Genomic DNA, 14,598 nt, shown 5'->3' with positions numbered 1-14,598 from the left:
ATAGCAATCATCCGGTTTGTTTTCGAAAGCAGGAAAAGAGAAGTATTTTCAGGTAGAAGCGCTCCGCCTTCTGGCAAGAACCTCAAGAGGAAAAGAATCCATGCTCCACTCCCTCTGTTTTCGAGCTCTGCTTCTTTATTTTAATCGCTGCTTTCAGTCACTACCTGCTCCAGGTCTTCGATAGTATCATCGAGATCAAAGGACTCATCGCCACTATACATGCGGACAAGATGACCATCCGGCCCAGCCAGGTAAAACCGTGTAGGGTGCATAATATCATCTTGTTCCGGAAGCGGAGCGATAGAGGCACGGTAGGTTTCATCAACATAGGACTCAATCTCCTCATCGCTGTAACCAGTGACGAAGTCCCAAGTGTCTCCATCCCCTTCATACGCTTCTAAATAATCCTCTAAACGCTCCGGTGTGTCAAAGTCGGGATCGACGGTAAAAGAGACGATCCGAATGGGCAGATCACGATCTTGAATGGCATCTTGAAGTTTTTTCATATTCGGAGTCATCGTGTTACATACAGTAGGACATCTGGTGAAAACCGTTTTCGAAATCCACCACTCCCCTTCCAACGACTCATCGGAAATAGGGCTTCCATCTTGCGTCACACCTTCGAATGGTGCAACCTCCCAGGTATCCTCGGAGGACGTCACGTCGACAACAGAGGAATCCCCCATCGGCTCTTCTCCACCTCCATAAAGAAAGCTGCATCCGCTCAAAAGCACGGTCATCCATCCGATTGCTATAAGTTTTTTCAATATAAACTCTCCCCATTTAGTTTGAAATCCTCGCCCTCTCCCCTCTCGACGTCGATACGTTTGCATCAAGCAGGTAAACGTAAGGGGGACTTATATGTCACATCGTCAGCCGTGATCCAGTCCAATCCATCAGATTCCAGCCGCTTTCTTCCGTAGACGAAAAGAAGATGTACCATTCGAGGGGGGGGGGCAGGCGAATGTTGTGACAATGGATCAAAAGGGGGGGTAGGACATGTGCATGACAGGATACTTAAGGGTTACGGAATAATGGTTACTTTTTGGATCAAAGGCAATTTGATCATTCTGTCGAAAAGAGGTGCAGGAAAAAGCGGTCACCTTGTAAAAGCTCTGCATTCGATGCAATATGAGCGTGCAATCATTGAATAAAAACGCGAAGCGTCTTTTGGTCGGAACGGCGTGCATCGTCGCTGCAGGCTTTTCAAGGGAAGAAAAAGGTAGTTGTTTCTTCCCGCGCAGCGTAGGATGCCGCCGTCTCCTTGTATGAAAGCTTCTACTTTCTTGTACTTCAAAAAAACAGCTGTTTCTGCCTAGCTGCTTCTTTCTTTTTGAAGGAATCAAGCGTAGTTACGGACGAAGTCGTATTCAAGCACGTCGTCACGAGACCAGCGAAGCCGTCCTCTCGCTGCAAATCCTGAACCAAGCGAAGAGTGTCGGGCTTTTCCTGCTTGGTGTGTCGTTATTCTTCACAGGCGATGGGAAGACAATCAAACCCTTTCCTTCCTCTTTTCAACTGCTGCTTATGTTCCTACGCCGGTTATTCTGTATCCCTTGAATCGTATGATCTTAATGATTATGATCGTCATGACCTTCATCATTGTGGTCATGGTTATCGTTATTCTCGTGTTCATGATTATTCTCGTGTTCATGCCCTTCCATCGTATCAGCATGTTCAGCTTCTTCCGCCGCTTCTATCTCTTCTGGATCCGGCTCTCCAACCGTTACATCATGTACGGGCATCACGTGCATTCCTCGGGCGGTTGTATGAGGCTGTACATGATAAACCGTTTCTTCTTCAAACGTATAAGTTATATCATACCATCCTTCTTCTCCCGGCAATTCAGACTCTATCATTTCACTTTCATCTTTAGCACCGACCTGCCAAATTTCCCACTTCACTTCACTAGCATCATCCACCAATTCATCTCCTTGTGTCACAAGGGCCCTGATTTCAGCTTCTTCTCCTTGATCAACCGCTTCAGGAGCTTCTATCTCTACTTCAAGCTCTTCCGTATTCACATCATCTACATTCACAGCGCTGCTCGTCTCATTCGTTTCTTCATTGTTGCTGCAAGCTGCAAAAATAAGCGCAGATGCTCCCAAAAACATCATTTTTTTCATCTGTATCTCTCCCTAATATTATCTTGTAGTAAGTCTACTACGTTAGACAAACACTCTGACTTCGATTGCACTGAACCCCTACTCGCTGGAAGTGTTTTTACTTCCATCACCCTGCTCTCCCCTTTTTTTGTTACATCGAACATAATAAAGGATAGAAGTGAAGTTGTTGTGAAGTTGGTAAGGTTTCACTTTTTCGACAAATTTGAAGGGCAGCCGATCACGGCTGCCCTTCGTCACTGTATAAAGGTAAATAAATGGTGACCGTCGTCCCTTCTCCGACCGCTGATTCCAAAAACAGAGAACCTTCATGAAGCTCGATAATCTGCTTGACGATGGAAAGTCCGACGCCAAGTCCTCCTTTTTCCCTCGTCCGACCTTTTTCACCACGGTACAATCGTTCGGTTATGTACGGAAGGTCCTCTTCGAAAATTCCTATTCCGCTGTCCGTCAATTCCAGCACGGCCTGTTTTTTCTCCTTAAACGTTCTGATCGTGATACGTCCACCTTCATCTGTATAGGCAATCGCATTGTCTAGTACGTTGATCAAAACCTGGATCAGCCGGTCTTCGTTCCCGTATACAAGAAGCGACTCGTCGAGCTCCAAGTGGACATGCTGCTTTTTCTCCCTGCTTTTGAGAGCGGTTGTTTTCACTGCTGACGCAACAACTTCAGAAAGTACAAGCGGCATTCGCTCCATTTTCATTCGACTGCTTTCTTCTAGCTGCGTCAGGTCAATAAGCTGATCTACGAGCCTCTGCATTCGGTTCGCCTCGTGAAGAATAATGGCGGGCACTTCGGTATCCTTCGTTCCCGATACAGTCAGCTCACTATAGCCTTTAATGTAACTAAGTGGAGTACGAAGTTCATGCGAAATATTCTGGAGAAATTGTCTCTTTTTCTCATCTTCTTTCTGAATCGAATCGGCCAAGTGATTAAAGGACTTCCCAAGGTCCCCTACCTCATTATTGGTTTTGACCTCTACTCTTGTTCCGTATTGGCCATTTGCAACTTTTTTAGCAGAATGCTCCAGGTTTAAAACTGGATCTATATAGTCTTTTTGGATCTTTTGTTTCAATACAAAAAGAAGCAGCACTGCAGCAAAGGCCGTAATCAGAAGGATCGGAAGCACCTCAAGCAGGGCTTGATTAATTTCCGATATCGGTTTGTATACAAGAATAACCGCTGCTAATTCTTCTTCTTCCATTACGGGCTCAGCAAATCCCATTAAATGAGTACTCAAGTAAGCATTTTCCCGCTCAATCCTGACACTCTCCCCATTTAAGAGTAGTTCACGTTCCTCCTCATTGATGATAAGATGTTGTTCAGGTTCCAAAAGAGGCAGTGCGGCGCCGAGCGTCATCGGATCATCGCTTATTGCGACGCTGATGGACGAGTTGCTGAGCCAATCTTCTACAAGGGACAATTCCTCCTCATTATACTCTTCATAGGCATGCTTTAAAGCTTCACTGTGCTCCTCCAGCTGTTGAGCTTCCGAATGAAGATACAGCCCTTCATACAGGTAAAAACCAACAAATAAAACAATACTTAAACCAGCAAGACTAAGTGCCACAAAAAGCGTCCAAAACTTGGTTCTGACAGGCAGATATTTACCCCTCATCAGCAGCTCCCCCCAGCTTATATCCCCTTCCCCACACCGTTTGGATATACTTTCCACTCTTACCGAGTTTCATTCTTAAGGTTTTCATGTGTGTATCGACTGTCCGGGACGTCGCCTGATGATAAAATTCACCCCAGACCTGGTCAAGAAGCTGATCTCTTGAGAAGACCCAGTTTGGATGAGTCATCATGAGTTCAAGAATATCGAATTCCTTTCGGGTTAAAGAAATAGATTCCCCTTTTACACATAGAGATTTCTCAGCCAGGTTCAGCTTCAACTCGTAGAATGTTATTTCATTCTCCTTTTTTTCGTCCGACGTACCTGACACGTCGGAACGCTTTGTCCTTCTCATGATCGCTTCCATTCTGGCAAGGAGCTCGTCTTTACTGAAGGGTTTCACAAGATAGTCGTCTGCGCCGGACCGAAGACCTTTTACTTTTTGCTCTTCTGCAGAGGCAATGGCGGTAAGCATTAAAATAGGAACACTGGAAAATGCACGGATTTTCTCACAGGCGGTAAAGCCGTCCATTTCCTCCATCATAATATCCAATATGACGAAATCAAAAGTCTTCTCCCGAAGTGATCTAATCGCATCTTCACCATTGGATACAGCCGTGACCTTGTAGCCTGCTTCCTGGAGAATAAGAGAAAGCAGATGGTGCATTCTTTGTTCATCGTCTACAACGAGGACTCTCATTGGCCTCCCTCCACTACCACCATCGCATGCGCACCTGCGGGTACATGTATTTGTTCTTCTATCGTCATGTTCTCTGGGTCAATAAACGTCACTGCATCACCATCCAGGCTGCTTACAATCAGATGGGACTGACTTAAAATGCCGTAATAAGGGTTGTGGGCTACCTCGACACTACCGGTAACCTCCATTGTAGAAAGGTCCAACGCTGTTACCTCATGGGAACCGTGACTAATCACAAATCCCCTTTCACCTTGTCGTACAATATCAATCGGCATGAGGCCGGTCTCTATCTCCACCTGTTCCGTTCCATCAAAAGACTGATAAAATGCAAGCCGGTTCAAATCTCCATAAGAGCCGTGGCCTCCTGCAAGAATTCCATCTTCCATCAGTAAAATCCCATTCGGACGATCCACCATTTCGATCCTTTCCAGCAGGTCCAGGCCATCTACATCAAAAACCTGAATGGAATGTCCATACACATTTGCCACATACAAGTTCCCATTTTCATCATCAAAATCCATGGATAACGGATGATCGTCGGTTTCAACCTTATCCACGACTTCCCATGATGATAACGAAACCTGAGACACCTTATTCAGTTGAGAATGAGCTGAGTAAAGCATCTCCCCACCTTCATCAACGTAAAGTTCAGCAACTCCTTCCCCTACCTCAACGACCGGAGACAACTCGCCTGAATCAAGGTCCAGCTGGTATAGTTCAGCTTCTTCTTGACTGGCCAGGATGATAAGATTTTGATTTTCAAGGTGAGCCATATCCGAGACGGTGAAAGGAAGATCCAACACATGGGCCTTCGACATTCTATCCGCGTCAATCACTGTCAAGGTATCCTCCTTTAGATGAGACACAAACAGCAGGTTCTCTCCTGTTTCTCTCGACCAGTCATAACTCACGTTATCCTCACATCCTGAAACCAGCATAAAGACGAAGCTTATAAAAAGTACATATTTCATATCCGTTACCTCCACATCAAACTAAATCTATTCTAACCTGTAAATGTCAAGTTTTTGTGAAGTCTGAGGTTTTTTCATTCTTCAGCGATTCTATGCACGACATGAAGGCAGAACCAAAAGGCGCAAAGCGCCTTTTGGTCGGAACGGCGTGCATCGTCGCTGCAGGCTTTTCAAGGGAAGAACAGGTTCTACGTTCTTCCCGCGCAGCGTACGATGCCACCGTCCCCTTGTATGAAAAGTTATACATTCCTATCCTGCAAAAAAGCAGAGCGCCTACTGCTGCGCTCCGCCTGCTTCTTCCAACATCTTCAGCTCGCGTGCCAGCGCCTCCGAATCGAGGTCTTCGCCGATGAACACGAGCGTGTTCTTTCGCTTGAGGTCCGCCGGCACATAGGACGGCATCCCGTAGGAGTACTGGAATAAAAGCGTCTTTTCCTCCCCTTGGAAACGGAGGTACCCTTTGATGCGGAAGATCGTCTCCGGCATGCTCCGCAGGAAGGCTTCGAACGCCTCCTCACGGATGGGCTCGGCAAACGTATGGACATACGTCTTCACGTGCAGGTGATCGAGACCCATCTCCGCGTCGGCCGGCTCCCGGTGCTCCGAAGCCGGGGCGAACGCATCCGCATCGACCTGGGCAAACGACGTCGGAATCACCTGCCCCGACGGATTCAACGTCTGCACCTCGTCGATCAGCTCCGCGCGACGCTCCTCTGACACCTGGTCCATTTTGTTGAGGATCACCGTATCGGCGTGCTTCACTTGATCCATCATAAGCCGCTGCACGGAGAGGTTGAACTGCTTCCGCTCGTCCCAGCTGCCTGGATCCAGCAGGGTTACGACCGAGCGCAGGCGCAGCTTGTCGGCAAGCAGCGGCGTAAAGCACGCGCTCAGCACCTCCACCGGATGCGCGACGCCGGTCGTCTCCATGTAAATGGCATCGACCTGATGCTCGTGAATGAGCCCCGACAGCTGCATCTCCAGGTTATCGGATAGCGTGCAGCAGACACAGCCGTTCAGCAGCTCCTTGAGCGGCGTCCCTTCTGGAATCGCATCGGAATCGATCGACACCTCGCCGACTTCGTTCATGATCACCGCCACGTGCCGACCCGCCCCCCGCTCCTGTTCGAGCATGTTCCGCAGCAGCGTCGTTTTTCCGGCGCCTAAAAAGCCGGACAGCATCGTCACATCCACCTGCTTCATGCAAGCCCCTCCTCTCTTGATCTCCCTTAACATAACAAACCTTTATACAAAACGTAATCATTACGCTTTAATCCTTCCGCTCCAAAAGCTCCTTCGGGATATGACAGACGTCATCCGGATATTTCTCCAGCCGGTCCTGATGCTCCTCCGCGCTGCGCACGTAGTTCGTCAGCGGCTTGACTTCCACCGCAATACGCTCCCGATCCGCGCGCCGCTTTATAAAACCGGCCGCCGCCTCGAGGTGCTCCTGCTTCTCGCTGTAAAAACCGGTGCGGTATTTTTCACCGATGTCCGGCCCCTGCCGGTTGATGCTGTACGGATCGATGATCTCGAAAAGGGAAGCCATCAGCTCCTCTACGGAGATCACCTCCGGGTCAAAGACCGTCTTCACACATTCCGCATAGCCGTCGTACGGTGGATCCAGCGTATCGGTCCGACCATTCGCCCGTCCCGCCTCGGTCTCTACCACGCCGGGCAGCGTCTTCAGATACGCCTGCACGCCCCAAAGGCAGCCGCCGGCAATATAAGCCGTTTCCATTCCATCACCTGCTTTTGTATATCATCAATTGCCTTACTGTATTTAATCTTTTCATGTAGTAACTTTGTGTTCTATTGAGTCTAACAGTTATAAGTGTTCATAGTGAGAAGCCTAACATTTTACTTTATCTAATACATTCATACTTTATACCATCCAGGTTCTTGATATCTATATTACTCTTTATTTAAAATCAGAAAAAAATTCATAAATAGAACGGATGCACAAACAACCTCATAGATACCATTTTAAATTTGAACTTTAAAATCATTAAAATAAGATTATCAATACCAATGAGTATTAAAGTGATCGATAGCATTATTATGACTAAATAAATCTCTAAACATTTCCATCAGCTCATTTTTGTCTTTTCCTATTGTTTCCATTGAGTGGTCGTCAATAGAATGTGAATTAACATCAAATAGTTTTTTATGCTCTTCTTTATCTTGGTAAAATTCAACTGGATTAATTTTGTTGAATTTAGTATAAGTTTCTATTATTCTTCTCATCGAGTTAAGTGTAGAGTTTAATAAATCATTCTCATATAGTTCTTTCAATTCAAACCATAAAGCTTCGTAATGAGTATTGAAGTCATCTTTTTGGGCTGTTATATGTTTAAAAACTCTATTCTCGATTCTGAAAAAGTTATTTTTATCATATTTCGAAAATTCTCTCCGCTCGCCGTTAATAACTTTAACCTGCTTAAAATTACCTTGAGGCTGAATATTCAAATAAAAATGAACGTTATGAGTTAAACAAATAAAGTAATCTTTTTTTGAATTAAATTTATCTCGATACTTATCAGTATATAATTTTTGAATTTCAGTTATTATTAAATACTGCATTGTGTCATCATTAGAATTTACAGGATCATCAAATATTATGATTTTATTATCGTTACTTTGTTTATCTACTTCACTAATACTTTCAAGGAAATATAAGAATGCAATTATGTTTTTCTCACCAGTCGATATTCTATCTACTTGACGAGTACCATTTCCATCTTTAACTTGATAATGTTCAATATTATTTTCGTCTTTAACAAGAGTCAATTTTAAGTTACTTTTACCTGAACTTTCTAATTTTGAATTTATTATGTCAACAAATTTTTGAGTACTTTTAGTTTTATCTAATACTTCAGCCTGCCTCTTCTTATATTTAACGAGCTTTTGTTGACAATAATTCAAAGTGTTTTCTTCGGGTGCACTTTCAATACCAATGAATTCTAATTTTCTATCTTCAATTTCCTTTTTTCTATATTTGAGAGATTCTTTTAAATCTTTTAATTTCTGAAATTCAATAAAATATCCTTCCCAATTATCTTTGTAATCATTTCCTTCAGACAATTTTAGTGCAACATAGTGAAGACGCAATTTATCTCTAGCAGTATTTTGACTCTCTTCAATATTATCAATTAATCCATTTTGATTTAAGATTAGTTCATTTACTTCATTGGAGATTTTGGAGAAATTACTAGGTAGATCAAGACTCAAATACTCTGTAGGTTTAAATAGATTCATGTTTTTTTCTATTAATTTATTCTTTAAAATTTCTAAAACACGTTTGTATTCACTAATCTTGTCCTCTATATCAGAATTTATTTCATCTATTGTCGAATGATAATTAATATAAAAGTCTTCTTTATTTACTTTGGGAATATATTCTAAATTAATAAATTGATCATCTATGTGACTTGACATATCTCTTATTGTATTTTGAATAATCTCAATTTCAGAGGTTGAAATGAAAGATTCTATTCTCTCTAATCTCTTTTCCGTAACCTTATTACCACAAAAAGAACAGTTATCACCTGCTTTATGTAAACTAACTCCCTGCTTTGCAAATTCTTTTCGATTTGGATCATCTTTTATTTCGCTTATTGTTTCTACTTCTTTAGCTTGATGTGATAGTACTGCATTCACTTTTTTAATTAAGTCGTTGAAATTGATATCCCTTACTTCATACAATGTTTCAATTTTCTTTTTATTGTTTTCAATTAATAATTGTTCATACTCCTTTATTTTTTCATTACCTTGAACTTCACTGTTATCAATATCCTCACGAAAATTGTTCTTGTTGTAGCTTGTTTTAGTTATTTGTGGATTCATTTGTTCTCTTAACTCTCTAGCCTTATCTTGAAAATACTGCTCAATTTTCTTTTCTTGGCCTTCTACATTTTTCCTTATATTTTCCATGTTTGAATACAGAATATTCGGCTTTAGTCCTAGTTCGTAATTCGCATCATTCCACTCTAAAGATTTTATTTCTTTCACTATTCTATCTTTTGAAATTTCAAGTTCATCAACTTTCTGTTCAATGCTTTCTAGTTCTTCTTTTGCATCGATGTTTTCTTGTCCCAAAACTAATGCATTCAACCTATTATCCTTAGTAATACCTTGAAAACCAGTGAAAAAATATATATCAAACTCTGAATTATATTCTTCGTAAATCATCTTGGATAGTGTCGACTTGCCAGCTCCATTTTTACCAAATATAAAATTTTTGTTTTTCAATTCTAACTTTGTGTACTGATTTGAATCGATATTAAAAACAGGATATTCTTGTTGAGTTAAATCAATTTCGATTGTCATCACAATTACACTCCCTAAATTGAATCAGAAAATATATATCATATTGATATTTAACCTACCATTTCTACATCTTTTAACTCTTAGTGTGGTACAAGTAAAATCTCTTTTATTCCGGGTCAATGCTTACACTCATGCTTTCACCTGCTTTCTTCATTCTCGTTCTCCTCGTCTGCCTGGTGCTCAGCAGCATGCCGCTTCTGCCTCGTTTTCCGAAAAGGATGCGGGGCTTTCGTGTTGGATGCGACTTTATTCACGAAGCCCACGATAATGCCGATCCCCGCGAGTGTATAGACGATCGTGAAGATTTTGCCGAAATCGGTCTGCGGCGTGAAGTCGCCGTAGCCGACCGTCGTGAGCGTCATCACGCTGAAGTAGAGGGCATCCACCACCCGCAGGCCTTCCACCTGACTGTAAAAAATCGTACCGGAGAGAAACGTCACAAAGGTAAAAAAGAACAGCACCTGGAACTCTTTGTCCTTGGACGCCCGAAGCATCGCCTGGAGCATCCGCTGCAGCGTGAGCAGAAAGGAAATCATGACATCCCTCTTCTCCTATGTTTTTTTGACAGGAGGTTCTCGTCACTTCTTCTTCCAGAATAACACGTTCCAGCCGCACCTTCACGAGCCGCCGTCTCCCTGGATGAGAACATCAGTATTCATCTAAGACAAAAAAACAGCGCGTCCACCCGGTTCTCCGGATGATCGCGCTGTGTATGAAGATACTTTAAGGGGGAGTATGCTTCATGAAAAAGGGGGGGTGTGCTGATTCATTTCCTATCATAGCAGAGAAACATGACCAGGAGATTACAGAACCATAAAGAAATGTGAATCATTTGTAAAACAATGTTGTTTCCAGGATTACTGTGGTACGTAGACAGAAAAAAAGCCCATGCACACATGGACTTTACAGAAATAGCTTTTCCCTGACCCGGGGAACCTGTATCACTCTCCACTGGAAGAGCACAACAGCTGTTATCTTTTACGATCAACCAGCCACTTGTGGGTGAACCCGACAACCGCAGCATATATCAAAAAATTGAACATGGTCCCGTAGGTAGGATGGAGTCTACCATAATCAAGAAGGATATCCGATCGGTCCAACGCTTCCTGAGGACCATGATGATAGTATTCCAACGTCGTGAATGGGAAGCCTACACGATAAATCCGGAAATTGGAGCTAACTTCCTTGGACAGTTCCCATGGCAAGACAAAGAGAGAAGAAAACATCATCGCAATGACTACTAATAACGGAAATGCCGGTCTCTGCAACAATGTCATAGAAAAGCCCCCTCAGTAAACTAGAAGAAAACAAGTTCCGTCAGAATAATCACGGCTGCTATCCCACCAATGAGCATGAAGAAACGTCCTTCCTTCCCACCTTGACCGTGAACTCGCATGTCCCAACCTTTCATGATAAACAGGGCAGATAGAAAGAGAAAAAGAACAGAATCCGGCACAGGAAGATCGCCGATAAAAAAATGATAAAAGAGACTGATCAACAAAATGACGGGAAACATCTTCATGATGATACGTAACAACGTCATGCCTTCACCTGCTCTCTGAAGAAGTTTTTCTCTTGATCGCCTTCCCGTTATAAGAACACCTCCCGGATCACCACGACGACCGCCGCCGTCATCCCCATCAGCACATAGAGAAGGCCTTGCAGGCTGGCGCGGCTTTCCCCGAGCTTTTCCAGCCCTAACGAAACGAACATCACCGATACATACAGGAACAGCCCATTAATGGGAATGGGCAGGTCGTCGACGAAAAAATGATAGAGAAAACCGAGCACTGCTGTTATTGCTAAAGCGATATTCACGATTCTTAACGCCTTCATTCGCTCACCCGCTTTCCTGCCAGGATGGACCTATGTGTAGAATAGACTTTCGTTCCTTCTGACTCTCGTGCCTATTTTAGCATATTCTCCCAGCTGTAGAAAAAAAGACAACGATTCCCTCCCCCATTTCCAGCAGTCCGCTGTACATGGAAAGGGGGAAGGATTTTTTCCTTTTCACCAAAGCGAATGGAAGAGGAGTGTTTCATAGTGGGGATTTTCAAACGGAAAAAAACGGCACAGTATGCGCAGATTGATAACGAGGCGCTGCAGGGGCTGGAGGACTTGAAGGCGGTCGGCCTGCTCGCCCACCTGATGTCGCTGCCGGAGAGCTGGGCGGTGAAAAAGATGCACCTGTACCGCACGTTCGGCCGGGCGGCGGTGACGAACGCCGTGCAGGAGCTGGAGACGAAAGGCTACTGGGTCGACATCACCTACCGCGACGGCAACAAGAACTTTCACTGCTACCAGGTGAGCGACATCGTGTTTTCCGACAAGGAGATCGCCGCTGTTCTCCAGGAGCTGAGGGAACAAGGGTACACGACGCTCGCGATCAGCGAACGCTACGCGCACCTGCTGCATACGGATCCAAAGCAGCCTCAAGAGGAGGCCTCTTCTTTTGCCCAATTGGAAGTGACGGATCCGCGCAGTTCAAACGCAGCTGCTCCAGACGGACAGCAAATAAACAAAGACGAAGAAACAAACAGAGAAGAAAAAAAGCATGATAATGCATTAACAACGAGCAGCTTAAAAGCAAGGTGGATTGATGCCTGCCATCAAGCCTACAGCGACTTCGCACCGGCCCGATGGAGCAAAAAACAGTGGCACGCCCTCGTCGATACGTACGTCACCGAAGTCTTCGAGGGAAAGAAGTACACCCGCGTCCCGCTGCAGAACATCCCCAGCTACGTGCGCGCTTCCCTGAAAAACATTGCGCATAAGCATGACGTGAAGTACGGCCGCATCGAGTTGTATCCCGGCAGGTATAACTGGCTGGAGGGGTAACGGCAGAGGTCCCTCTTCCGTTCGTTGCTCGGCTAAAAAGGAGGATTCTCTAATTATATTGTCTATGCGTGTCACAGACTCTATTTCTTCCTGCACGCTTGGCGTTGTATAAACATTCATCCGCACTATCCACCATATGCTCCGTATCGCTGACTGTGTCAGGGTAGGCAGCAACACCGATAGAGACCGTGATGTGTAAGCTGTCTTTTGGGAGCACGTGAAATTCATGCATTTCGACCGTTTTTCTTATACGTTCTGCAATGTCGACAGCTTGATCGAGGGGGCAGTCAGGTAAAATAACCGAAAATTCTTCTCCCCCGTTTCTGGAAACGTGGTCAAACGAACGAGTCGCGCTTTTTAACACGTCCCCTAGCTCTTTTAGTACAAGATCACCAATGGAATGGCCGTACGTGTCATTGACATGTTTAAAATGGTCAATATCAATAATGAGCAATGACAGCTTTTCCTTTTTCTCCTTAGCTTCGCGGGTAAGAGAATTCCAAATAGCATCGAATTGACGTACATTATTCAACCCCGTTAGATAGTCCACGGTCGATTCTTTTTCATATTTCATAAGCAGGTGCTGGGTTTTCCTTATGTACTCGACAAAGAAAATAGCAATCAGTCCACCTATGATAGAGATAAACCAATAGGACGGGATTAATACTAAAAGAATCTCCATATCGCTGATCAGATATAACATGATGATGGTAAAGGAGATATTGGAGAATATAATCATCAAAAAGCCCTGCTGATAAGTGGAGGGATTCAGACTGGTTTTTTTCAATAGTTTTTGAATAGCAATAAAGCCGATGATTAACGCAATCATTAAAACCATGGCTGCAGCGGCGGACGTCGTCACACCAAGTAAAAACCTGCCAACCATGATGAGGATGGAGCTGATGATCGCTTGAGGGACGCCAATAAACAGGATAACCAGCATAACGGGAATGAAGCGCAAGTCTACAATCGTTTCCGCTGTTATCTGGATGGAGAAATTCATTAATGTAAACCCTAGTACTCCTCCCGCAACTCCATCAACGACAATCGAGTAGATTTTTGGTTTTTCCTCTAACTGGAGAAATCTCCATCTTACTTGCAGATAGATGAAAATCAATGCAATCAGAACACAAAGGTTAATAAATAGATCATCCAGAAACAACACCATACACCCTCTTTACCTTCATTCAACTTTTGGATTATTTAATTCTATCCTACCTTTATTTTAACACTATTTATGATAAGGCTCCACTCTCATGATCCGAAACGCCCGGTACACCTGCTCTACCAGGATCAGCTTCATGAGCTGGTGCGGGAAGGTCATCTTGGAGAAGCTGATGGTGTCGTTGGCGCGCTGCAGCACGTCGCTGCTCAGGCCGTTGGAGCCGCCGATGACGAAGGCGATCTGGCTTTTGCCGTGGATCGAGAGTTTCTCCAGCTCCGATGCAAATTGTTCCGATGTGCGCTGCTTGCCGTTAAGGTCGAGGGCGATGACGTGCTGTGTGTCTTTGATTTTCGCCAGGATGCGCTCGCCTTCTTTCGCTTTTACCTGCTCCATCTCCTTGTCGCTCATGTTCTCCGGGGCCTGCTCGTCGTTGACTTCGATCAACTGTAGTTTGCAGTAGCTGGTGAGCCGTTTGTCGAACTCGTCGATCCCCTGCTTCAAATATTTTTCTTTCAATTTGCCGACGCTGATGATGGTAATCTGCATAACAAGCTCCTTTTTTCCATTTTCTCCAGTGTATCACGTACCTCCCTCTCCTGAGCTTCTTTCCGTGCAAAACAAGCATGGCAGCGGCTGCCATGCTTGTTCTTTTTACTTCTTCGATTTTTGGATTTCGTCGTAGGCTTTGACCATGTCCTTCCAATGCGGTACTTCCAGTCCTTCTTGCGCCAACTGGATGATTTGGTTTCTCTCTTCGTCGCTGAGCTCCGGGAATTTTTCTTCGATCACCCGCCGGATATCTGCTTCGGTGATCTGCCATCCCCTATCCTTCTCCATCGTATCCCTCCTCGACG

At 44.4% G+C, this 14,598-nt stretch carries 16 protein-coding genes; 1 reads left to right on the top strand and 15 read right to left on the bottom strand.

Annotation, left to right across the window (positions count from 1 at the left end; translation table 11 throughout):
* Positions 1-140: 140 nt before the first annotated feature.
* The 12 genes from G477_RS0106070 to G477_RS0106010 form a co-directional block, all read right to left on the bottom strand.
* Positions 141-767: an SCO family protein gene (locus G477_RS0106070; RefSeq protein WP_026697184.1), complete on the bottom strand. Its 627-nt coding sequence runs from the start codon at positions 765-767 to the stop codon at positions 141-143.
* Positions 768-1,571: 804 nt separating this feature from the next.
* Positions 1,572-2,126, bottom strand: a complete 555-nt coding sequence (locus tag G477_RS18840; RefSeq protein WP_051287731.1) for a FixH family protein — start codon at positions 2,124-2,126, stop codon at positions 1,572-1,574.
* A 217-nt stretch (positions 2,127-2,343) separates the two neighbouring features.
* On the bottom strand, positions 2,344-3,744 hold the full coding sequence (locus G477_RS0106055) for a sensor histidine kinase (protein ID WP_026697183.1): 1,401 nt from the start codon (positions 3,742-3,744) through the stop codon (positions 2,344-2,346).
* Positions 3,734-4,441 carry a response regulator transcription factor gene (locus G477_RS0106050; RefSeq protein ID WP_026697182.1) on the bottom strand — a complete coding sequence of 236 codons (708 nt, stop codon included), beginning with the start codon at positions 4,439-4,441 and terminating at the stop codon, positions 3,734-3,736. Before G477_RS0106050 ends, G477_RS0106055 begins: the two co-directional genes overlap by 11 nt.
* Positions 4,438-5,412: a YncE family protein gene (locus tag G477_RS0106045; RefSeq protein ID WP_026697181.1), complete on the bottom strand. Its 975-nt coding sequence runs from the start codon at positions 5,410-5,412 to the stop codon at positions 4,438-4,440. Before G477_RS0106045 ends, G477_RS0106050 begins: the two co-directional genes overlap by 4 nt.
* A gap of 273 nt (positions 5,413-5,685) precedes the next feature.
* Positions 5,686-6,615 (bottom strand): CobW family GTP-binding protein, encoded by a 930-nt coding sequence (locus G477_RS0106040; protein ID WP_026697180.1) that lies wholly within the window; start codon positions 6,613-6,615, stop codon positions 5,686-5,688.
* A gap of 67 nt (positions 6,616-6,682) precedes the next feature.
* Positions 6,683-7,153, bottom strand: a complete 471-nt coding sequence (locus tag G477_RS0106035; protein WP_026697179.1) for a peptide-methionine (S)-S-oxide reductase — start codon at positions 7,151-7,153, stop codon at positions 6,683-6,685.
* A 281-nt stretch (positions 7,154-7,434) separates the two neighbouring features.
* Positions 7,435-9,741: an AAA family ATPase gene (locus G477_RS0106030; RefSeq protein ID WP_026697178.1), complete on the bottom strand. Its 2,307-nt coding sequence runs from the start codon at positions 9,739-9,741 to the stop codon at positions 7,435-7,437.
* Positions 9,742-9,878: 137 nt separating this feature from the next.
* On the bottom strand, positions 9,879-10,277 hold the full coding sequence (locus G477_RS18835) for a potassium channel family protein (RefSeq protein WP_084406149.1): 399 nt from the start codon (positions 10,275-10,277) through the stop codon (positions 9,879-9,881).
* Between the two features lie 435 nt (positions 10,278-10,712).
* Entirely contained in the window at positions 10,713-11,018 is a 306-nt protein-coding gene (locus G477_RS0106020) for a hypothetical protein (RefSeq protein ID WP_026697177.1), read from the bottom strand.
* 20 nt (positions 11,019-11,038) lie between these two features.
* Positions 11,039-11,284, bottom strand: coding sequence for a hypothetical protein (locus tag G477_RS0106015; protein WP_026697176.1), 246 nt, complete (start codon positions 11,282-11,284; stop codon positions 11,039-11,041).
* Between the two features lie 47 nt (positions 11,285-11,331).
* Positions 11,332-11,577, bottom strand: coding sequence for a hypothetical protein (locus G477_RS0106010; protein WP_026697175.1), 246 nt, complete (start codon positions 11,575-11,577; stop codon positions 11,332-11,334).
* A gap of 207 nt (positions 11,578-11,784) precedes the next feature.
* Here G477_RS0106010 and G477_RS0106005 point away from each other — a divergent pair, with 207 nt between their 5' ends.
* Positions 11,785-12,579 carry a hypothetical protein gene (locus tag G477_RS0106005; protein WP_051287730.1) on the top strand — a complete coding sequence of 265 codons (795 nt, stop codon included), beginning with the start codon at positions 11,785-11,787 and terminating at the stop codon, positions 12,577-12,579.
* 49 nt (positions 12,580-12,628) lie between these two features.
* On the opposite strand, the gene G477_RS0106000 is transcribed toward G477_RS0106005, so the two are convergent.
* From G477_RS0106000 to G477_RS0105990, 3 genes are all read right to left on the bottom strand, one after another.
* Positions 12,629-13,747, bottom strand: a complete 1,119-nt coding sequence (locus G477_RS0106000; protein ID WP_245575407.1) for a GGDEF domain-containing protein — start codon at positions 13,745-13,747, stop codon at positions 12,629-12,631.
* A gap of 63 nt (positions 13,748-13,810) precedes the next feature.
* Positions 13,811-14,290, bottom strand: a complete 480-nt coding sequence (gene rlmH, locus G477_RS0105995; protein WP_026697172.1) for a 23S rRNA (pseudouridine(1915)-N(3))-methyltransferase RlmH — start codon at positions 14,288-14,290, stop codon at positions 13,811-13,813.
* A 105-nt stretch (positions 14,291-14,395) separates the two neighbouring features.
* A complete protein-coding gene (locus tag G477_RS0105990) occupies positions 14,396-14,581 on the bottom strand; it encodes a hypothetical protein (protein WP_026697171.1) in 186 nt (61 codons plus the stop codon).
* Positions 14,582-14,598: the final 17 nt, after the last annotated feature.

The sequence above is a fragment of the Alkalicoccus chagannorensis DSM 18086 genome (genome assembly GCF_000429725.1).
In the GTDB taxonomy this organism is placed as follows: domain Bacteria; phylum Bacillota; class Bacilli; order Bacillales; family Salisediminibacteriaceae; genus Alkalicoccus; species Alkalicoccus chagannorensis.
The sequence above is the reverse complement of the archived record's forward strand: the minus strand, read 5'-3'. Positions and strand labels throughout refer to the sequence as shown.

Excerpts from the sequence above, each read along its gene's own strand:
- G477_RS0106040 (WP_026697180.1), bottom strand. The coding sequence starts at position 6,615 with ATGAAGCAGGTGGATGTGACGATGCTGTCCGGCTTTTTAGGCGCCGGA.
- G477_RS0106030 (WP_026697178.1), bottom strand. The coding sequence starts at position 9,741 with ATGACAATCGAAATTGATTTAACTCAACAAGAATATCCTGTTTTTAAT.
- G477_RS0106050 (WP_026697182.1), bottom strand. The coding sequence starts at position 4,441 with ATGAGAGTCCTCGTTGTAGACGATGAACAAAGAATGCACCATCTGCTT.
- G477_RS0106000 (WP_245575407.1), bottom strand. The coding sequence starts at position 13,747 with ATGGTGTTGTTTCTGGATGATCTATTTATTAACCTTTGTGTTCTGATT.
- G477_RS18835 (WP_084406149.1), bottom strand. The coding sequence starts at position 10,277 with ATGATTTCCTTTCTGCTCACGCTGCAGCGGATGCTCCAGGCGATGCTT.
- G477_RS0106010 (WP_026697175.1), bottom strand. The coding sequence starts at position 11,577 with ATGAAGGCGTTAAGAATCGTGAATATCGCTTTAGCAATAACAGCAGTG.
- G477_RS0106055 (WP_026697183.1), bottom strand. The coding sequence starts at position 3,744 with ATGAGGGGTAAATATCTGCCTGTCAGAACCAAGTTTTGGACGCTTTTT.
- G477_RS0106015 (WP_026697176.1), bottom strand. The coding sequence starts at position 11,284 with ATGACGTTGTTACGTATCATCATGAAGATGTTTCCCGTCATTTTGTTG.
- rlmH (WP_026697172.1), bottom strand. The coding sequence starts at position 14,290 with ATGCAGATTACCATCATCAGCGTCGGCAAATTGAAAGAAAAATATTTG.
- G477_RS18840 (WP_051287731.1), bottom strand. The coding sequence starts at position 2,126 with ATGAAAAAAATGATGTTTTTGGGAGCATCTGCGCTTATTTTTGCAGCT.
- G477_RS0106035 (WP_026697179.1), bottom strand. The coding sequence starts at position 7,153 with ATGGAAACGGCTTATATTGCCGGCGGCTGCCTTTGGGGCGTGCAGGCG.
- G477_RS0106045 (WP_026697181.1), bottom strand. The coding sequence starts at position 5,412 with ATGAAATATGTACTTTTTATAAGCTTCGTCTTTATGCTGGTTTCAGGA.
- G477_RS0105990 (WP_026697171.1), bottom strand. The coding sequence starts at position 14,581 with ATGGAGAAGGATAGGGGATGGCAGATCACCGAAGCAGATATCCGGCGG.
- G477_RS0106020 (WP_026697177.1), bottom strand. The coding sequence starts at position 11,018 with ATGACATTGTTGCAGAGACCGGCATTTCCGTTATTAGTAGTCATTGCG.